This window comes from Bacteroides stercoris ATCC 43183 (genome assembly GCF_025147325.1).
Classification (GTDB): Bacteria; Bacteroidota; Bacteroidia; order Bacteroidales; family Bacteroidaceae; genus Bacteroides; species Bacteroides stercoris.
The window spans coordinates 1,473,400-1,495,191 of record NZ_CP102262.1 but is presented as its reverse complement, the minus strand read 5'-3'; the positions used below and the strand labels follow the sequence as shown (position 1 = coordinate 1,495,191).

General features: G+C 46.9%; 12 protein-coding genes and 1 pseudogene. 9 read left to right on the top strand and 4 right to left on the bottom strand.

The window, feature by feature from the left end:
* From NQ565_RS06130 to NQ565_RS06090, 9 genes and pseudogenes are all read left to right on the top strand, one after another.
* Positions 1 to 2,181: a surface glycan-binding family protein gene (locus NQ565_RS06130; protein ID WP_005658155.1), complete on the top strand. Its 2,181-nt coding sequence runs from the start codon at positions 1 to 3 to the stop codon at positions 2,179 to 2,181.
* Between the two features lie 20 nt (positions 2,182 to 2,201).
* Positions 2,202 to 5,350: pseudogene (locus tag NQ565_RS06125) on the top strand (SusC/RagA family TonB-linked outer membrane protein).
* Between the two features lie 19 nt (positions 5,351 to 5,369).
* The gene (locus NQ565_RS06120) at positions 5,370 to 7,082 is read left to right on the top strand and encodes a RagB/SusD family nutrient uptake outer membrane protein (RefSeq protein ID WP_005658161.1); all 1,713 of its coding nucleotides are present in this window, start codon (positions 5,370 to 5,372) and stop codon (positions 7,080 to 7,082) included.
* A gap of 200 nt (positions 7,083 to 7,282) precedes the next feature.
* Positions 7,283 to 8,560, top strand: a complete 1,278-nt coding sequence (locus NQ565_RS06115; RefSeq protein ID WP_005658163.1) for a DUF4995 domain-containing protein — start codon at positions 7,283 to 7,285, stop codon at positions 8,558 to 8,560.
* Positions 8,561 to 8,587: 27 nt separating this feature from the next.
* Complete coding sequence (gene hepC, locus NQ565_RS06110; RefSeq protein WP_005658165.1) at positions 8,588 to 10,588, top strand: heparin-sulfate lyase HepC; 2,001 nt, start codon at positions 8,588 to 8,590, stop codon at positions 10,586 to 10,588.
* A gap of 111 nt (positions 10,589 to 10,699) precedes the next feature.
* The gene (locus NQ565_RS06105; RefSeq protein ID WP_005658167.1) at positions 10,700 to 12,310 is read left to right on the top strand and encodes a sulfatase family protein; all 1,611 of its coding nucleotides are present in this window, start codon (positions 10,700 to 10,702) and stop codon (positions 12,308 to 12,310) included.
* Between the two features lie 19 nt (positions 12,311 to 12,329).
* On the top strand, positions 12,330 to 13,958 hold the full coding sequence (locus NQ565_RS06100; protein WP_005658169.1) for a CehA/McbA family metallohydrolase domain-containing protein: 1,629 nt from the start codon (positions 12,330 to 12,332) through the stop codon (positions 13,956 to 13,958).
* Between the two features lie 2 nt (positions 13,959 to 13,960).
* Positions 13,961 to 14,914, top strand: coding sequence for an ROK family protein (locus tag NQ565_RS06095; RefSeq protein WP_117740305.1), 954 nt, complete (start codon positions 13,961 to 13,963; stop codon positions 14,912 to 14,914).
* A 1-nt stretch (position 14,915) separates the two neighbouring features.
* Positions 14,916 to 16,181 carry a sugar MFS transporter gene (locus NQ565_RS06090; RefSeq protein WP_005658173.1) on the top strand — a complete coding sequence of 422 codons (1,266 nt, stop codon included), beginning with the start codon at positions 14,916 to 14,918 and terminating at the stop codon, positions 16,179 to 16,181.
* A 110-nt stretch (positions 16,182 to 16,291) separates the two neighbouring features.
* Here the strand turns inward: NQ565_RS06090 and NQ565_RS06085 are convergent, their stop codons facing one another.
* The 4 genes from NQ565_RS06085 to NQ565_RS06070 form a co-directional block, all read right to left on the bottom strand.
* The gene (locus tag NQ565_RS06085; RefSeq protein WP_005658175.1) at positions 16,292 to 17,455 is read right to left on the bottom strand and encodes an OmpA family protein; all 1,164 of its coding nucleotides are present in this window, start codon (positions 17,453 to 17,455) and stop codon (positions 16,292 to 16,294) included.
* Positions 17,456 to 17,511: 56 nt separating this feature from the next.
* The gene (locus tag NQ565_RS06080; RefSeq protein ID WP_016661590.1) at positions 17,512 to 18,681 is read right to left on the bottom strand and encodes an OmpA family protein; all 1,170 of its coding nucleotides are present in this window, start codon (positions 18,679 to 18,681) and stop codon (positions 17,512 to 17,514) included.
* A 25-nt stretch (positions 18,682 to 18,706) separates the two neighbouring features.
* Positions 18,707 to 20,953 carry a collagen-like domain-containing protein gene (locus NQ565_RS06075; RefSeq protein WP_005658178.1) on the bottom strand — a complete coding sequence of 749 codons (2,247 nt, stop codon included), beginning with the start codon at positions 20,951 to 20,953 and terminating at the stop codon, positions 18,707 to 18,709.
* A 217-nt stretch (positions 20,954 to 21,170) separates the two neighbouring features.
* On the bottom strand, positions 21,171 to 21,788 hold the full coding sequence (locus tag NQ565_RS06070; RefSeq protein WP_016661592.1) for a hypothetical protein: 618 nt from the start codon (positions 21,786 to 21,788) through the stop codon (positions 21,171 to 21,173).
* Between the last annotated feature and the right edge of the window lie 4 nt (positions 21,789 to 21,792).

Genomic DNA, 21,792 nt, shown 5'->3' with positions numbered 1-21,792 from the left:
ATGAAATCTAAATTATCAAGCACGTTCAACAAGCTACGAATTATTATGGTAGCTGCATTAACTGTGTTCTGTGTCTCTTGTGATAAGACAGAGACAACAGATACAACAGGGTTTATTCTTCACTATCTGGGTATAACAGATATAGGCCCCAGCATGTCATACACATTAAAAGCACCTGCTTATAAAGGCAGTACGCCTTATGATTTTACAATCACAAAGATTACACTTGATAACGAATCTTTCAGCAACAATGACAACTTTGTGATAAATTCCGAAACTGGTGAAATTACAGTTCAGAACACTGATGAGATGAAACCAGGATTATACAATATTAGCATAGGTTGCTATTCTAATGGCAAATTCTTTGATTTCAAAGATGCTGTGCAAGTAAATATGCTACTCGCAGTACCCGAAGGTGTATCAGTAGAACCTGCAGAAGTATTAGTAAAAATGGAGGATGAAAATTGGTGGGAAGCCAGTGCTAAAGTAATTACCGATGCAGAAAAGCATGTGAGCATCATCAAATACGAATTTGCAGAGGATGAAAGCAGAGAGTACCGGAAATATTTCACCATTGAAAATGGTATCATTACTTTCAATCCTGACCAGAAAGATAATATCGTTCCTGGTGAAAAGTATGTCTTGAGCCTAAAACTTACCACCAAAGCCGGAGAGCATCTCTATCCGGATGCAGTAACATTCAAAGTGATTTCCAAGCCATACAATCTGCAATACAAGCCTAAGGAAGTAAAAGTAGAAAAAAATACAGCACACGAATCACAGTTACCTACTATCCAAGGTTCAGAGGGAATGAACTATTCCATCAAATCTATTTCACCGGAAGCAACCGGATTTACGATTGATGAAAAAACCGGTAAAATTAGCATAGCAGAGAATAGTTTATCTACAATTGGCGCTATCTACAATATCAATGTTATGGTAAGCAACGAATACGGCAGTGCGGAATTCCCCGAAGCCTATACAGTAACTGTTGTAGACTTTATTAACCCTATCGATCCCACAACTTTCAGCTATGTAGTTCCAGAAACTTATGAAGAAATGGAATATACAATACCTGTAGCAGGAGGGCTTATCGGCGATGAAGTAATATATAATTTTGCTGACAACAACTCCGAAGCAATCAAAGAACAAATAGAGAAAGGAAGAATGAGCATTGATATAGAAAGTGGTAAAATTTTCATTGCAAAGAAAAACACATTAGCACCTGGCGATTATACCGTTTCTGTAAAAGCAAGCAATGTTAAAAGCGAAGTTACAACTTCTTTTACACTGACAATCAAAGCTAATCCCAATAAATTTACGTTCTATTACGGTAACAACTTAGGATTGAGCCCGGCAGAGAACTATGCTAATCAATATGAAGTAGATTATGATGGTACTTTTTCTGAGTTAAAAGCTTTGAATTTAACGCCTACAACAACTCTTAATGGCAAAAATGCAAAATGGGAATTAGTCGTTAAGAAAGTATTAGGGGGCAAAGATCAACTATTAGAAACTACAATTAATGAAAATACAGGAACTATTGACTTCTCAAATGCTAAACTACAAAGCGCAGACGTGTGTGTTGGTATGCTTGTTGTAAAAGCAACTGTTGGCGATGGTCCATTAGCTTATTCTGTTACCGCTCCCGTTTTTGTTAGAAGTAGCAAAAAAGCAAGTAAAAATTTAATAAAATACACTCCCTTTGTCATCCAAATGAACCCAAAAACAGGTGGACGCTCGGCAATACCAACAACGGTTGCCTCAGATAATTTAATAATGGACTTCCGTACAAACTTCAACTTCTTCGAGGTCAATACTACAACTGCGAATGGTGTACAACCGTCAACGGCAGGTAGCATAATGAATGATTTATGGGTAAATTTCTATAAAACAACTGGAGCAAACAGTGGCAATGTTAACACTGGTGCTAAAAAGCCTATGTCTTCTTTAGATACATCTAATGGATTTGACAATACAAAGAATTTAGATATGACATTAGGATATTTCGACCAAACAGATAGAAGTATAGTCATAAATCCAGATATGTGGAAATCTGCTACAGGTGAGTATGCCAATGGTGTTTTAATCCCTCAGGTTGCAGTAAGTACCGACGGTAGCGTTCCTGACAAGACAAGAATCATACCAATAGCTATCTGGTTCGATGAAAATTTTGAATAATACTAAAACGACAAATAATTATGTATAAACCAACATATCATACATTGAGCAAAAGAGGGTACATCACCCTCTTGGCTCTCCTCGTTTCCATTATTACTTTTGCACAAGGTGTTACTGTAAAAGGAACAGTGCTCGACGAAAATAAAGAGGCTCTAATTGGTGCTACAATTCAAGTAAAAGGTGAGAACAACGGTGTTGCAGCTGACCTAGATGGTAACTTCACTCTCAAAGTAAAGAAAAACGCCACACTGGTAGTTAGCTACATCGGATACTTGACGCAGGAAGTCCGCCTGCAAGGAAAAACACAGATAACAGTACAACTAACTCCTGACAGCAAAACTCTGGATGAGGTAATTGTCGTAGGCTATGGTACCATGAAAAAAAGCGACTTGACAGGCTCTGTTGCTTCCGTAGCTTCTAAGGACATTGAAGGCTTCCAAACAAGTTCTGTAGCCGGAGCTTTAGGAGGCCAAATTGCCGGTGTTCAAATTACGTCTACTGACGGAACTCCTGGTGCAGGCTTCAACATCAGTATTCGCGGTGTGGGAACATTAACTGGAGATGCCTCTCCGCTTTATATTGTGGACGGATTCGAAGTTTCGGACATAGATTATCTTTCAAACTCCGATATTGAGTCTATCGAAGTATTAAAAGACGCCTCTTCATCTGCTATCTATGGTGCACGTGCTGCCAATGGTGTTGTGTTAATCACTACTAAATCCGGTAAAGCAGGCAAGACAACTATTTCTTACAATGGTTCTGCTACCTACCGTAAAATCTCAAAGACATTAGACCTGCTCTCTCCATATGAATTCGTAAAACTACAAGGAGAAGTCAACGAAGCTTACAGTAGTACTTATTTCAAAGCAGAGAATGACGCAGATGGTAATCCTTATAAATACCAAACACTTGATGATTATATTGGTGTAACCGGAGTAGATTGGCAAGGTGAAACCTTCAACCCTACTTGGTCACAAGACCATAACATAAGTATTATGGGAGGAACCGACAATACTAAATACAACGGCTCACTCTCACGTTATGTGGAAAACGGTATCTTCAAAAACAGTGGTTTCGACAGAACTACAGCTAAATTCCGCTTAGACCAGAAGATCAACAAAAAAGTATCTTTCAATCTAACGGTAAACTATGCCATGACTAACCGTAAAGGTGTAGGTACATCTGGTGACTCCGGTCGCTTCAACATGTTGGCACAGATATTAAGTGCACGTCCTACTGGTGGTCTGAAAATGACTAATGAAGAACTTTTGGAATCGGCTATTGACCCTGAAATGTTAAGTACTGGTGAAAGCTTGGCACAAGTAAATCCCGTAAAACAAGCAGAATCTGTAACGAATGATAAGCGCGCTGAAATGTGGTCGGCCAATGCAGCCGTAAATTGGCAGATTATCAAAGGGTTGACATTCAAGACAAGCGGTTCCTATAACACAACCAATAACCGTACAGATATATTCTACAGAGATGGCTCGAAAGAGGCTTACCGTAACGGACAGAAACCATACGGAAGAACGCAGATGGGACGTGATGTCCGTTGGACTAATACAAATACACTGACATGGAAAGATAAGGTAAAAAAACACAACTATGATGTGATGTTGGCTCACGAAGTATCTTTTAGAAGCAGTGAGTATTTACTTGGTGAAGCAATGGACTTCCCCTTTGATAATTTGGGTAATGACAACTTAGGGTTGGGAGCTACACCAAGTAAAGTTAATACCAACTATTATGACAAAACTTTACTTTCTTTGCCCGTGCCAACTATAACTATGACAACCGTTACTTACTGACAGCAACTGTACGTACCGATGGTTCTACTGTATTCTCTAACAAGAATAAATGGGGTTTCTTCCCCTCATTCTCTGCCGCATGGCGAGTATCGGAAGAAGCATTTATGAAAGACCTTAAATGGATTTCCAATTTCAAAGTTCGTTTTGGTTGGGGTATTGTAGGTAATGACCGTATCAGTAACTATTTGTCTATGGATTTGTATACAGACAACAAATATGGCATTGGTAATAGTACAGTAACTGTTTTGACACCCAAGCAACTAAAAAATTCCAACTTAAAATGGGAAGGTTCAAGTTCTGTTAACTTAGGTTTGGATTTAGGCTTCTTCGATAATCGTTTGAATGTAACAGCCGATTTCTTTATCAAGAACACTAAAGACCTATTATTAGCACAATCGCTGGCACAGGCAACCGGCTTTACCTCACAATGGCAAAATATCGGTAAGATTCAGAACAAAGGTATCGAATTGAGTATAACCTCTACCAACATACAGACTAAAGAGTTTACATGGAATACCAATTTCAATATCTCATTTATCCGGAATGAGTTAAAAGCATTGGCAGACGGTGCAAGCCACATGTATGCACGTTCTGGTTTTGATAGCAATTTTACCAGTTACGACTACATTGCTAAAGTTGGTGAATCTTTAGGATTGATTTACGGTTACGAATTCGATGGAGTCTATCAATATGATGATTTCTATACTGATACAAATGGCAATTTGGTATTGAAACCGGGAATCACCCAAAACTCACGCTACAGCAAGGATAAGAAAGTAGGCGCCCGCCCCGGTGTTACAAAATATAAAGACCAAGATGGCGACGGCGATATTACAACCAATGACCGTACCGTTATTGGTAATGCCATGCCGAAATGGTTTGGTGGAATCACCAATACATTTGAATACAAAGGCTTCGATCTGAGCTTTATGTTCCAATTCAACTATGGCAATGACATCTACAACGCTACACGTTTATATGCTACACAAAGCCGTAGCGGACGTCGTAATATGCTTGCTGAAGTGGCAGACCGTTGGAGTCCGACCAATGCCTCGAATGTGGTTCCTGCTTACGATGGCTACATCACTAATGATGTATACTCACGTTTCGTTGAAGACGGTTCATTCCTGCGCCTGAAGAATCTGACATTAGGATATACTTTGCCGAAAAAATGGACGAACAAGTTCCATGCTTCCAGACTTCGTGTGTATGCTACCGGTCAGAATCTGTTCTGTTTGAGTAATTACAGCGGCTACGACCCGGAAGTCAATAGTCTGAACAACCCAATGATGCCAGGCTTGGACTGGGGTGCTTATCCTAAGAGCCGTGTATTCACAGTAGGAATCGACCTTCAATTCTAATTCATAAAATAATATACATATGAAAAAGTTTATATACTATATAGGAATTTTAGCCTTATGCCTTCTTCCAGCTGCATGTTCTCTGGAAGAAGAAAGTAGCACTGAAGTAGAAAAAAATAAATATATGAATGACGCCAAAGAGGCACAAGATGTACTACTTGGAGTATACCGTTCTACTATAGAAGAAGGAATGTATGGTCATCATCTATCCATTTATTTCTCTATGGGAACAGATATTTCACAAGTAGAGGGAAGCACAACTGAAAATTTCCGTATTCTTCCTACGAACGCATATTCTGCTTCACAAGCTGAAGTACAGACCTCATGGGCATCTCTTTATAGCGGAATCTATAATGCAAATGATTTTCTGGAACGCATTTCTGTGAAAATGGATTCGTATAATGAATCCGACAAACAATTGGCAACAATTTATATTGCCGAAGCAAGAGCTTTACGAGCATTGTACTATTTTGAGTTAGTTCGTCGTTGGGGAAATATTCCTTTAATGACTAATACAGCTATGGCTAATCAACACCCCTCAACTTTCGTACAAGCCGACCCTGTTGATGTTTATAAATTTATCGAAGACGATTTATTGTATGCCTGCGATATTCTTCCATATGCCAAAGATGACACTTATCGTAGTAGTAACGATTATCGTTTTTCAAAAGGAGCAGCTTTGGGATTACTCACTAAAGTATATGCCACTTGGGCTGGATATCCCATACAGGACACAAGCAAATGGGAAGCAGCTGCGGAAACAGCACGTATCCTAATTGAATCGGGCAAACATGATTTGCTGACTGACTATGAAAAATTATGGGAAAATACTTGTAACGGAATTTGGGACCCAACAGAAAGTTTAATTGAAGTATCTTTCTATTCTCCCACATATTCAGGAAACAGTGATCCTGTAGGCCGTATCGGAAAGTGGAACGGCGTAAAGACCACAGTCGATGCCGGTCGCAGCGGAAGTACTGCTGCCAACGTTCAGGTTGTTCATTCATTTGTACTTAATTGGAGAGAAGAGGCACAACCCGATGCAAGCACTGGCATAAGTCCCGACAGACGTCAAAATTTGTCTATAGCCAACTATAAACATGGACACAATGACAGCAAAACCGGAGCAGTTTATTTAGGCGATTACTATTTAGCGGCCAACATTCCAACCGATGATGAAGCCACAGCATTAAGCAAGGATTTAGATCCTGAAAAATCTCAAAAAGCCAAACAAACTTACACGCCGGCCAAATGGGATATTGATAAATACATGGAAAGTATACCTTTTGTCAACAACGACAAATCAACTGTAAACTGGTATGTTTTACGTTATGCGGATGTACTGCTACTATATGCAGAAGCACTGAATGAGTGGAAAGGCGGACCTACCACAGACGCTTATGCCGCTATTAATAAAGTACGGAAACGTGGTTATGGAAATAAGGGCAACTATTCGTTACCAGAAGGTATGGATCAAGCTACTTTCCGAAAGGCTGTTCATAAAGAACGGGCCTATGAATTAGCTTTCGAAGGTCACCGTCGTCTCGATTTAATACGTTGGGGTATTTACTACGAGACCATTCAAGAAACATATAATGAATTGAAAAACTGGTGGAGTTCTGCGAGCTATGTAGTATACGACTACACGAAAAAAGGTCAGCACGAACTGATGCCTATTCCGCAACGCGAAATGGACTTGTGTACCCAGTTCAACCAAAACCCAGGTTGGTAACAACCACCCCAAATACATCTCCAATATGCCCCTCCCCGGGCATATTGGAGATTTTCTAAACTCTTTTCAACAAAAGTGACATTCAAAGAACGCGGATTAATTGCCTTTTCAACATTCTTGCTACAAGAACCATAAAAAATCCGTTAGCTTTGCTTTCGTTACAAAATCTACTAAAATCAATTATTTTAAAAACGAATAACATGAAAAAGAACCTTGTTCTCTTGGCTTTGGGTGCATTGACTTTCGTGTCATGCCAAACACAACCCAAAGAAGACTACAGTTGGATTAAAAAAGGCTTGGACGCAGCCTCTGCGCAACTGCAATTAACCGCAGAAGAAATTTCGTCCACTAATATGCTGCCGCGTTCTATCCGTACAGGCTATGACATGAACTTCCTGTGCCGCCAGTTGGAAAGAGACTCGCTTACTTTCAAGGACTCGCTCCGTGCGCAGCCTACAGCCGACCAGTTGGGAAAACGCCGTTTGTGCAGCGTTTATGACTGGACCAGCGGTTTCTATCCGGGCTCTTTGTGGTATGCCTACGAACTGACGGGCAACGATACACTGAAAACATGGGCCATCCAATATACCAACCTGTTGAACCCCGTTCGTTACTACACCGGTACGCACGACCTGGGCTTCATGGTAAATTGCAGTTACGGCAACGCAGAGCGTCTGGCTCCTAACGACACCATTGCAGCCGTAATGAAAGAAACAGCCGACAACCTGTGCGGACGCTTCAACGATTCCATCTCGGCTATCCGTTCATGGGACTTCGGAACATGGAACTTCCCCGTTATCATCGACAATATGATGAACCTGGATTTGCTGTTCAATGTAGCCAAGGCAACCGGCAACAACTCTTATAAAGACATCGCCGTAAAACACGCAATGACTACCATGAACAACCACTTCCGCCCCGACTATACCTGCTGGCACGTAGTAAGCTACAACAACGACGGTACGGTAGAGAAGAAACAGACATTCCAGGGCAAGAACGACGACTCTTCATGGGCACGCGGACAAGCATGGGCCGTATACGGCTATACCGCCTGCTATCGTGAGACGCAAGACACTACTTTCCTGAATTTCGCCGTAAAAGTGGCCGACATGATTATGAACCGTGTCAAGACCGACGATGCCATTCCTTACTGGGACTACGACGCTCCCGTAACCGAAGAGACTCCGCGCGACGCATCCGCCGCTTCCGTAACCGCTTCCGCCCTGATAGAGCTGAGCACAATGGTTCCCGACGGAAAGAAATACCTGGATTATGCAGAAAAAATCCTGAAGAGCCTGTCGGGCGACGCCTATCTGGCAAAGGTCGGCGAAAACCAGGGATTCATCCTGATGCACTCTACCGGTTCGCTGCCTAACGGTTCGGAAATCGACACTCCGTTGAACTATGCGGATTACTATTACCTGGAAGCTCTGAAACGCTTCATGGACTTGAAAGGTATCAGCTACAAAAACCTCTAATAACCAGACTGTAAACCAACAAACATTATGAATAAGACTTTTAAATATATCGTCCTGCTGGCACTTGCCTGCTTCGTTGGCAAAGCAAATGCCCAGGAATTGAAAACCGAAGTGTTCTCGCTCCTCAATCTGGATTATCCCGGACTGGAGAAAGTAAAGGCCCTGCACCAGGAAGGCAAAGATGCCGATGCAGCCAAAGCATTGCTCGACTACTACCGTGCACGTACCAACGTGAAGACTCCCGACATAAACCTGAAAAAGGTTACCATCGGCAAGGACGAACAGAAAATGGCCGACGAGGCTCTGCAACATACATTCTTTGCCCACAAAGGCTACCAGCCGTCATTCAACTACGGTGAAGACATCGACTGGAGATACTGGCCGGTAAAGGACAACGAACTGCGCTGGCAGTTGCACCGCCACAAATGGTTTACTCCCATGGGCAAGGCCTATCGTGTAAGCGGCGACGAGAAATACGCCGTAGAGTGGACCAAACAGTACATCGACTGGATCAAGAAAAACCCGTTGGTGAAGGTCGACAAGAAAGAGTATGAAATGACCGGTGACAACCAACTGAAAGGTGATGTGGAAAACGCACGTTTCGCATGGCGTCCGCTGGAAGTGAGCAACCGTCTGCAAGACCAGACCTCACAGTTCCAACTGTTCCTCCCGTCTCCCTCTTTCACCCCGGAGTTCCTGACCGAGTTTCTGGTAAACTACCACAAACATGCCATCCATATATTGGGCAATTACTCTGCACAGGGCAATCACCTGCTGTTCGAGGCACAGCGTATGATCTACGCCGGCGCTTTCTTCCCCGAATTCAAAGAGGCTGCTGCCTGGAGAAAGAGCGGTATCGACATCATGAACCGTGAAATCAACGTACAGGTGTATAACGACGGCGGACAGTTCGAGCTCGACCCGCACTACCACCTCGCTGCCATCAACATTTTCTGCAAGGCACTGAACATTGCCGACCTGAACGGTTTCCGCAACGAGTTCCCGCAGGAGTACCTGGATACAATCGAGAAAATGATTGTATTCTATGCCAACGTTTCTTTCCCCGACTACACCAACCCGTGTTTCAGCGATGCCAAACTCACCAATAAGAAAGAAATGCTGAAGAACTACCGCAACTGGAGCAAGATGTTCCCGAAGAACCAGTTCATCAAATATCTGGCAACTGATGGTAAAGAAGGCGCACTGCCCGAATATCTCTCCAAAGGTTTCCTGAAATCCGGTTTCTTCGTATTCCGTAACTCTTGGGGAACGGATGCCACGCAAATGGTTGTAAAGGCCGGCCCGAAAGCATTCTGGCACTGCCAGCCGGATAACGGTACTTTCGAACTCTGGTTCAACGGCAAAAACCTGTTCCCCGATTCCGGTTCGTATGTATATGCCGGCGAGGGCGAAGTGATGGAACAACGCAACTGGCACCGTCAGACCTGCGTACACAACACCGTAACGCTGAACAACAAGAATCTCGACCAGACCGAATCCGTAACCAAGCTGTGGCAGCCGGAAGGCAACGTACAGATATTGGTTACCGAGAATCCGAGCTACAAGAACCTGAAACACCGCCGTTCCGTATTCTTCGTAGACAACAGCTACTTCGTAATTGTAGACGAAATGGTGGGAAGCCAGAAAGGCTCCATTAACCTGCACTACCAGATGCCGAAAGGCGAAATTGCCAACAGCCGCGAGGACATGACTTTCGTCACTCAGTTTGAAGAAGGAAGCAACATGAAGCTGCAATGCTTCGGCCCCGAAGGCATGACGATGAAAAAAGAGCCGGGCTGGTGCTCCACCGCTTACCGCAAACGCTACAAACGCATGAACGTATCCTTCAATGTGAAGAAAGACAGCGAAGATGCAGTACGTTACATCACCGTTATCTGTCCGATAAAGAACAGCGCAGACGCCCCCAAATTGTCTGCCAAGTTCAAAAACAAGGCATTCAATGAAAACGGACTGGAAGTAGAGGTGAAAGTAAACGGCAAGAAACAGTCTTTAAATTACAAATTATAATATAAAAGCAACATGACGAAAGGGAGTGCCCAAAAATGAAAAGCAAAGCGATAGCGATTTTAGTTTTTGAGCAGTCCCTTTCTTCATAATGAAAAGCGATACATCCCGGTTATGAAAAACAATCTTTCCAATGTACTTCTTCCGTTAGCCACATTAAGCCTCGCTTCCTGTGCCGGCCAGCAAAAAGAAGAACCCAAGCGTCCGAACATAATTTTCATGATGACGGACGACCATACCACACAAGCCATGTCCTGCTATGGCGGTAATCTCCTGCAAACTCCCAACATGGATCGTATAGCCAACGAAGGTATCCGTATGGACAACTGCTACGCGGTCAATGCCCTTTCCGGCCCGTCACGCGCCTGCGTCCTTACCGGTAAGTTCAGCCACGAAAACGGCTTTACGGATAATGCAAGCACCTTCAACGGCGACCAGCAGACATTCCCGAAACTGCTCCAGCAAGCCGGCTACCAGACGGCCATGATCGGCAAATGGCACCTTATCAGCGAACCGCAGGGCTTCGACCACTGGAGCATCCTGAGCGGCCAGCACGAACAGGGCGATTATTACGACCCCGATTTCTGGGAAGACGGCAAACATATCGTAGAGAAAGGCTATGCCACGGACATCATCACAGACAAGGCCATCAAATTCCTCGAAGGCAGGGACAAGAGCAAACCGTTCTGCATGATGTATCATCAGAAAGCGCCTCACCGCAACTGGATGCCGGCTCCGCGCCACTTGGGCATCTTCAACAATACCACATTCCCGGAACCCGCCAGCCTGTTCGACGACTACGAGGGACGCGGCAGAGCAGCCCGCGAGCAGGACATGTCCATCGAACATACCCTGACCAACGACTGGGACTTGAAACTGCTGACCCGCGAAGAGATGCTGAAGGATACCACCAACCGCCTTTACAGCGTGTACAAGCGCATGCCTGCCGCCGTACAGGACAAATGGGACTACGTATATGCGCAGCGCATTGCCGAATACCGCAAGGGCGACCTGAAAGGTAAGGCATTAATCAGTTGGAAATACCAGCAATACATGCGCGACTACCTGGCTACCGTACTGTCTGTGGACGAAAATATCGGCCGCCTTCTGAACTATCTTGAAAAGACCGGAGAGCTGGACAATACAATCATCGTCTACACTTCCGACCAAGGCTTCTTCCTCGGCGAACACGGCTGGTTCGACAAGCGCTTCATGTACGAGGAATGCCAGCGCATGCCGCTTATCATCCGCTACCCCAAAGCTATCAAGGCGGGAAGCACAAGCAATGCAATCTGCATGAATGTGGACTTCGCTCCCACTTTCCTCGACTTTGCCGGTGTGGAAATCCCGTCGGACATTCAGGGAACTTCCTTGAAACCGGTGTTGGAGAACGAAGGCAAGATACCCGCCGACTGGCGCAAGGCTGCCTATTACCACTATTATGAATACCCTGCCGAGCATTCGGTAAAACGTCATTACGGCATCCGTACACAGGACTTCAAACTGATTCATTTCTACAACGACATTGACGAATGGGAAATGTACGACCTGAAAGCCGACCCGCGCGAAATGAACAACGTGTTCGGCAAGCCCGAATACGCCGAAAAGCAGAAAGAGCTGATGCAACTGTTGCAAGAGACTCAAAAACAGTATAAAGACAACGACCCCGACGAAAAAGTAAACGAGCTTTTCAAGGGCGACAGAAGATTAATGAAAAACAGATAAAACCATTAAATTTATTATCATGGATAGAAGAAGTTTTCTAAAAAACACAGGCTGGTCTTTTCTCGGACTGGCAGCTTCGGGAAGCCTGCTCGGCTCTTGCGTGGCAGGAAGCAAAGAGGCAAAGAAGATTATGCCGTCGGCAAGCAACCTGAAAGTATTCTGGGGCGACTTGCACAACCACTGCAACCTCACTTACGGACACGGCGATATGCGCGATGCTTTCGAGGCGGCCAAAGGCCAGCTGGACTTTGTCAGCGTAACGCCCCATGCCATGTGGCCGGACATTCCGGGTGCAAACGACCCTCGTCTGAAATGGGTAATCGACTACCATACCGGAGCTTTCAAGCGTCTGCGCGAAGGCGGCTATGAGAAGTACGTAAAGATGAGCAACGAATACAACAAGGAAGGCGAATTCCTTACCTTCATCGGATACGAGGCCCACAGCATGGAGCACGGCGACCACGTGGCGTTGAACTACGACCTGGATGCGCCGCTCGTGGAATGTACCTCTATCGAAGACTGGAAAGAGAAAGCCAAAGGACATAAAGTATTCGTTACTCCGCACCACATGGGCTATCAGGGCGGTTACCGCGGTTACAACTGGAAATGCTTCACCGAAGGAGACATCACTCCGTTCGTCGAGATGTATTCCCGTCACGGCCTGGCGGAAAGCGACCAGGGCGACTACCCGTACCTGCACGATATGGGTCCCCGCCAATGGGAAGGAACCATCCAGTACGGTCTGGAGCAAGGACATAAATTCGGTATCATGGCTTCCACCGACCAGCACTCCGGCTACCCGGGCAGCTACGGCGACGGCCGCATCGGTGTCCTGGCTCCGTCACTGACCCGCGACGCCATTTGGGAAGCTCTCCGCACCCGCCACGTATGTGCCGCCACCGGTGATAAAATCATCATCGACTTCCGCCTCAACGACGCTTTCATGGGCGATGTAGTCCGTGGCAACAGCCGTCGCATCTACCTGAACGTAACCGGCGAAAGCTGCATCGACTATGTAGACGTTGTCAAGAACGGCCAGATACTGGCACGCATGAACGGCCCGTTGACCCCGGTTGCACCGGAAGGCGACACCGTCCGCTGCAAAGTAAAAGTGGATTTCGGCTGGAACCGCGAAGAGCGCTATGTGCACTGGCAAGGCAAGCTGTCTGTCAACAAGGGCCGTATCGTAAGCGTTACCCCCTGCTTCCGCGGCGCTGCCTTCACCTCTCCTCAGGAGGGCGAAACCGAATTCAAGACACATGTCAACCGCATCCTCTCCGTAGGCGAGAAGGAAACGGAACTGGACCTGTACAGCAGCAAGAACCCGAATACCACCACCGCAGCCATGCAGGCGGTAATCCTCGACTTGGAGATGCCGAAAGACGGCGTGCTTACCGCAGACTTCAACGGCAAGAAGTTCGAACACACATTGGGCGAACTGCTCGAAGGCTCACGTTCGCACTTCATGATAGGCTGGTTGAGCGAAGCCATTCTCTTTAACCGCGCCATGCCCGAAAGCTGCTTCACCGTAGAGCACTATATGGAAGACAAAGAGCCGCAGCGCGACACCGATTATTATTATGTACGCGTGCGCCAGCGCGACGGACAATGGGCATGGAGTTCTCCTATATGGGCTGAAAGAGTTTGACAATCATGAAAAAATACGCTATAGGAATTGACCTTGGCGGTACTTCCGTGAAATACGCCCTTATCGACAATGAAGGCGTATTTCACTTTCAAGGGAAGCTGCCGTCGAAAGCCGATGTATCTGCGGAAGCGGTAATCGGCCAGTTGGTAACCGCCTGCAAAGAGGCAATGGCTTCGGCCCTGCAACTCGGAGTAGCGGTGGAAGGAATAGGTATAGGCACTCCCGGCATTGTGGACGAAACCAACCGCATTGTGCTGGGCGGAGCCGAGAATATCAAAGGCTGGGAGAATCTGAATCTTGCCGACCGCATCGAAGCGGAAACGGGGCTGCCCGTGCAGATGGGCAACGACGCCAACCTGATGGGACTGGGAGAAACGATGTACGGAGCCGGACAAGGCGCACAGAATGTAGTGTTCCTGACCGTGGGAACCGGCATCGGCGGCGCAGTGGTCATCGGTGGCAAGCTGTTCAACGGCTTTGCCAACCGCGGCACCGAACTGGGCCATGTGCCCCTCATCGCCAACGGCGAACCCTGCGCATGCGGCTCTGTGGGCTGTCTGGAACATTACGCCTCCACTTCCGCACTGGTGCGCCGTTTCAGCAAGCGTGCCGCAGAAGCAGGCATCTCGTTTCCGGGCGAGGAAATCAACGGAGAGCTTATCGTACGCCTCTACAAAGAAGGAGACAAGCTGGCAACGGAATGCCTGGACGAGCATTGCGATTTTCTGGGGCACGGCATCGCCGGATTCATCAACATCTTCAGCCCGCAACGCATCGTAATAGGCGGCGGACTGTCCGAAGCCGGCGACTTCTATATCCGGAAAGTCAGCGAGAAGGCACACCGCTATGCCATAGCCGACTGTGCCGTGAACACTCAAATCATGGCTGCATCTTTAGGTAACAAGGCAGGAAGCATCGGCGCCGCGTCACTGGTCTTCTCACTAAACACGAAATAGTATGAAAAAGAATTTAGGAATGCTGGCGCTGATTATGGCGTTCTGGTTCACCATATCGTTTATCACCAATATCCTGGGACCGCTCATTCCGGACATTATCCATAACTTTAACCTGAGCGACCTGGCGATGGCGGGCTTTATCCCGACTTCTTTCTTCATCGCCTATGCCATCATGTCGGTTCCTGCCGGACTGATGATCGACCGTTTCGGCGAGAAACCGGTGCTGTTTCTGGGCTTCCTGATGCCGTTCATCGGCACTACGCTGTTTGCCTGCATACACACCTACCCCATGCTGCTTGCCTCATCGTTCATCATCGGCTTGGGCATGGCTATGCTGCAAACTGTGCTAAACCCGTTGCAACGCGTTGTAGGCGGCGAAGAAAACTATGCTTTCGTGGCGGAAGTGGCCCAATTCGTATTCGGCATCGCTTCGTTCCTGAGTCCGCTGGTATATACGTACCTCATTCACGAACTCAATCCGGACATATACACGGAAGGCAGGAACTTTTTCATCGACCTGCTGGCAGGTATCACCCCGCCCGACCTGCCTTGGGTATCGCTTTACTGGGTATTCACGTTGCTGTTGCTGGTGATGCTGGTTGCCGTAGGGCTTTCCCGTTTCCCGAAAATCGAGTTGAAAGAAGATGAGAAAGGCGGTTCGAAAGACTCCTACCTGGCACTGTTCAGGCAGAAATACGTATGGCTGTTCTTCCTCGGCATCTTCTGTTATGTAAGTACGGAACAGGGAACTTCCATCTTTATGAGTACGTTCCTCGAACAGTATCACGGAGTGAACCCGCAGGTGGAAGGCGCAAAGGCCGTAAGTTACTTCTGGGGACTGATGACTGCCGGCTGCCTCGTAGGTATGGTACTGTTGAAGCTCATTGACAGCAAACGGCTGCTCCAACTATCGGGCGGACTCACCATCATCCTACTGCTCACCGCACTCTTCGGAAGCAAGGAAGCATCCATCATTGCCTTCCCTGCCATCGGTTTCAGCATTTCCATGATGTACTCCATCGTGTTCTCGCTGGCGCTGAATTCGGCATCGCAACACCACGGTTCGTTTGCCGGCATCCTGTGTTCGGCAATCGTGGGCGGAGCAGGCGGCCCGATGATTATCAGCATGCTTGCCGATGCCACTTCGCTGCGTACCGGAATGCTGATTATCCTCGTATTTGTAGGCTACATCACATTCATCGGTTTCTGGGCGCACCCGCTGATTAACAACAAGACGGTAAGCCTGAAAGAGCTTTTCAAGAAGTAAAAGACAAGAACGGCACACAACAAAAAAGAGACCGCAACGGCTTGCTGCCGCATGCGGTCTCTTTACTTTACACAACCCTTTTTATATCTAAAATCTACATAACTGGTTCATTACTTTCCTTCCGCAGCATCCGGCCGGGTATTTATGGTACAGATGCTCACCCGGTTCCAGTCCGGTTCTTCAAACATATAACCCACTCCCTGACCTTCGGCCACAATCCGGTCTTTGGCGATTCTATATCTATTGACCAGCATATTGCGCACGGCCTCGGCACGTTGGCGGGCGATGCGTTCGTTCACCTCCGCACTGCCTTCGGGAGAGGCATACCCTTTGATAACGACTCCCGCTTCCTTATGATTTCTCAGATAAGTGGCGATGCGCTCCACATTGGGCAACTGTGAATTATCGATGCCGATTCTGCCCTGGCGGAACGTAATCACCGACTCCAACAGTTTCTTGCTGTTGTCGATAGTATCCTTCACCACTTCCGGTTTCCGGTTCCGGCAAGCTGCCAGTTCACTTTCCAAATCGGAAACTTTCCGGTTGGCATCCTGCAATACTTTGGCAGTATTGTCGGCCTCGGCACGGAGACGGTTGATTTGGGCGTTCAGTTGGTTGACTTCCGCCTGGTCGTAAGGTCTTACTTCGGTGAAGTAATGGCGGCCGTTGCTGCATCCGAAATGGTAAGTCAGCCCGGCGCTGATTTCCCAGGCTGCACGGTTGGCATGGAAACGCACGGCTTCCGTACCCATAGCGTTCATATCATACACCAAAGCCGGTTTCACAGCCAATGTCCATGCCTTGCTTTCTCCCAGGTTGAAGTTGAAATTCAGTCCCAGTTTGCTGGACATACTGTTACGGTCTTCGCCCATACCGGAGTTTACATAATAATGCAACCAGCCGATACCTGCCACAGCCTCAACCTCAAACAGACGGGGAGCACCGTTATACCCCGCAAACAGATTACCTAAGTTGACCAGCCCCAGCAGACTGACGTTTGACGCGTCAAAAGCCGTTTTGCTGCCCGTAGTGTTAAAGCTGCCCATAGCCTCCAGGCTCAGGCCGAAGGCAGGTGTCAGATACTTATCCACATGAACGCCCACTACCGGACGCATGTTCTTAAAGAACGAGTGATGCGTCAGCGGAGTCGTTCCACCCGCATTGACACCTATCGCCCAGTTGTCGGCAAACTTGTTTCCGGTCAGCGCCGTTTGTCCGTCAGCGTAGCCAACCGCAACACTCAACAATAATAAACTCGCTAAAATCTTTTTCATACAATTTTCTGTTTTAAGTTAGTACATAAATTTATAAATAGATGTTGAAAGCCTGTTTACAGAGCTTCCCAGTACTTCATATTGGTAATTCTTTCCAGCAGCACTTTTCTGTCGCCCTCGCGTACACTGTTGCCTGCCGCAACCGGGATGATGCTTGCCCGTTTGCCTATACCGTGCCATTTCAGCATAGCTGCCGGAACGCCACGTTCGAGCAATGCCTCATACACTCTTTTGGCACGGCGGTTGGAAAGGTCCGTATTATAAGCGCTGCTTCCCCTTGCATCGGTGTAGCCGGTAATCAGGAAGCGGGCGTCGGGATAGCTTTTCAGAAGCCCGGCCAGCCTGTCGAGCGTCTTTTCCGAAGCAGCCGTGAGCACATCCTTGTCAAACTCGAAGTAGATATTATCCAGCAGGTCGCACGCCATTGCTTCGACAGAACCGGCTGTATCCGCCTGCTTCTCTACAATCCGCTCAACAATCTTTTCCACTTCAACAGGTTTCTCTATCTCCACATACTTCACTACCGGAGCCTGCTTTTTGCTCTTTCCGCCAATGCGCCAGATGACGCGGGCAGACACCTGCACAAAGTGAGGAAGATTCTTCTGCACCGGCAGGAGATATTCACCTTGCAGGCCAAGCCCGAAGGAATTGCTTAGCCACGCATTTACACCTGCACCGAACGAAAGCGGAACAAAAGAATTCTTATCCGATGAGCGCCCGTCGGGATTCCACACATCGGACGATTCCCAGTGCGCCTCTCCCGTGGGGTCGTCCACAAAATTGCCGCCATAGGCAGACGCGAAATTCTTATGCAGGTAATTCACCCCCACTCTGAGGTAGGGTTCCACCCATTGAGACTCAAACAAGGGAGTAAAGCGGAACTGCATGCCCAAACCGCCCATATACAGCAGGTCGTGTTTCCGGTCATTGCCCGCAATCCGGTTCTTGTTTTTCGCCACGCCTACCGTACCTTGCAAATCCAGATAAAACCACCGGTTCAGTTCCCGTGCCACATACAGGTTTGCTCCTCCCATCAGGTGGTTGGCCTTCAGGTTGTACATATAATTATCCGGAGTACTCTGGAAACCGGTGACAGACACGCGGCTCCAGTTTATCAACGAACCGCCTGCACCTATTTCCCATGCTTTCCTGTCCTGGCCTCTTCCCGTCAGAGGAACTGACAGGAAGAAGAGGGAGACAAGATATAGTATTGTTTTTTTCTTCATATTCATATATATTTATCTACGTAAATCAATCCATCCAGTCTGCCGGGCACTCTTTTATCTCCAAAGGCATACGCTTGGTTCTGTCCGCAAAGTCAACCAGGAAATACTGCCCACCTTCTTTCAGCAGATAGTAAATAAATCTACTGCGATATTCGTAACTCATGTTATATGTTATCTGATTGGTTCCCTTTTGCCTGCGTCGGATATCCACACCTATCCAATTACCCGGATAAGCGCTTGTCAGTATAAAGCGTTTGCCACCTTTCGAAAGCGGTACAGTACCGGTGTGCACAGTACCTCCCGTTCCGTTAATGAATGTACGCATTTGGATGTATACAGCACGGTCTTCTGCCAAATCTGAAGCAGGCAACTTGCCTTCCGGAGATTTCCAGATATCGGTATCCGGGTCTTTCGTAAACTTATCTTGCCCTGTCGGATAAGCATACGTTTTATAGAAATCAGGCAATTGGTCTGTATCGATTTCACCCCATAAAGTGGTTACTCCCTGTTTGATTTCCAAAAAGACAGTTCCTTCCTTAAAACCCGGAGCCGGATATATTTCCGGAATATGAATCTTATCCTGCAAATATACGGTCTGTCCGTAATCATTATAAGGACCGGCACCGTCACCGAAATAAAGGCCTGAATAAAACTCGTTCCCATCCCACTCGTATTTTAACAACCCATTAATCGTATCATTCTTTGCCACGTTAGCTTTTTCCGTAGGAGTCAGTACCAAAGGACGCCGTATATAGATATATGTGTCGTTAGTACTATAAATGTAACTCGTGCTTTTATCCAAATTTCCCTCATTTACAGGTTGATTTATATCTTTAATTTTAGCAGTTTTCATCATATAAGACTTAAGATTACTTGGATAACCGCTCCACTCTCCGTCTATCTGGCGCTCATATTTAAAGGATACATATGTATATCTGGTTGCATTTATGTCAGACGAATTATAACTCAAATATACCGTACTCACCGTAGCCCTCACATTTACCCTATTCGGAACCAGCGTATTATTGGCACTTGTTTCCTGCACTCCGCCAACCGTTACGGTTACACTACCTGTCCGGCGTGATAAAGGTTGGTTGTCCGGCAACTTATCCCATGTCACCTTGAACTGTCCGTTGTCATCGGTTGTGAAGGTTTCCGTTGCTCCTACTCCGGGCAATCCGCTTACCTGCACGCCTGCGGCTACTTTCTTTCCCGTTTTGTCATACACGGTAAAGAGCACCGAACCGTCCGTAGGAATCACATATTCCCGTAACTGGGAGTTCCAATAATCAGGAATGACATTATATTTTCCTACTTGTATTTCAATCACCGAAGACCTACCCGTCAGGAAATCCCAGAAGTCCGTCTGCTTGTTCCGGTCTGCCGGCCATTTCTGGTCGGGTTTATGAGGATTATCCACTTCACCGGATGCGATGTATTCTTTCCAAAGTTCATAGGCACTCTTTCCGTTCGTACCATTCGTGCCGTTTGTACCATTTGTTCCGTTTGTACCATCCTTACCGGCTTTACCGAAAGACGGCTTTCCGGTATCCGTACCATTGATATACCAGTTACCGTTCTCGCCAATGGCCACTTCCGGAGATTTCCCGTCGACACCGACGGCTTTCTTACCCGTATCCGTACCGTCTACGAACCAGTTGCCGTTATTACCGATGGTAATCGTGGGCGACACGCCGTCTTTTCCATTCGTACCCGTGGCTTTCTTACCGGTGTCCACACCATTGACAAACCAGTGGTCGTTAGCACCGATGGTTACGGTAGGCGGCACGGCATCTTTACCGTTCGCACCGTCCTTGCCTGCTTCTCCCTGCGCGGCAATGCCCGTATCCTCATTTCCAACAAACCAATGGCCGTTATCGCCGATATGCGGTGTCTGGCCGCTCTCGCCGGTAGCGCCTGTGAGGAAATACCAGAAATCTTGCACCGTATTGTTGCCGGCAGGCCATTTGCTGCCGGGGTTGTGCGGATTATCCACACTGCCGTCGGCAATCATATCCTTCCACTGGTCAAAAGCACTCTTTCCGTCTTTCCCGTCATTTCCTTTAAGATACTTGAAAAAGTCCGCAACTTCCGTCCGGTCTTTCGGCCAGTCTACCGTTCCGTCCGCTACTTTTTCTTTCCAAAACTCATAGGCCGAAAGCCCGGTATCACCTTTAGGCCCTTTGGGCATGGTGATATCAACATCGGTACAGGCGGCCATCAACAGGCATACAACTATCCCGTACCATTGTACAAATTTAAATTTACTCATCTGAATTTCAATTGTTTAATTAGCTTATAGTTTGTATATACTGTTTATAAGATGCAAATGGCAAACGGATGTAAGTTTCGGGCAGCCAGAAGTCCTTTTATTTCGTCTGCAAAAATACATACACATTTACAACGCATCATTTCAGATAAAAGACAATTAATTTCCCTTTTCGGACAAAATGCCCGAAAAAAGAATAAACAAGCGGTAAACATCTGTTTCACACCCATATATACTGAAACAGATGGCAGTTGTCCTTACTCTCCATGATGCCTTTCCGCTTCAATGCCGAATACAAGTCCTCGCACGATTTCATGCCTATGCCGTGCAGCTTTGCCAAGGCATTGAATCCGTTTTTCTTGACGAAGCGCAGAAGGTCTTCCAGCAGATAGATGTTATACTCCCTGAGCCTGCGCAGGATTCTCGGAGTTATCTCAAGCACTGCCAGAGGCGTCGACAGCATTTTCAGGTATTCAACGGGGATGCCCCGCTCCTTGAACGGTACGACAACCCTCACCGGAGTACGGTCGATGTTCCTTTTGGACAGAAGCGACCGGCAGTTCCTGTATCTCACCCTAATTGCCTGAAGCTCCTGCCGTTCCTGCGCCATGGCATCCCAATCGTCCATAATCTCTTCTACCGACCTCTCATACATAGAGGCCAGCTCTTTTGCCGAAAGGCCGTATTTCTCCGCAAGTTCCTGCATGCCGTCTTTCCTTGTCAGCAGCGAGCAGAAAATATCCTGCTCCCTGGGGTCTTTTATCTGCATGGACATCTTCCTGACAAGCCGTTCAAAACTGTGCATGCAGTGGTTTTTCTTCTCCATTAAATATTTCATAGTG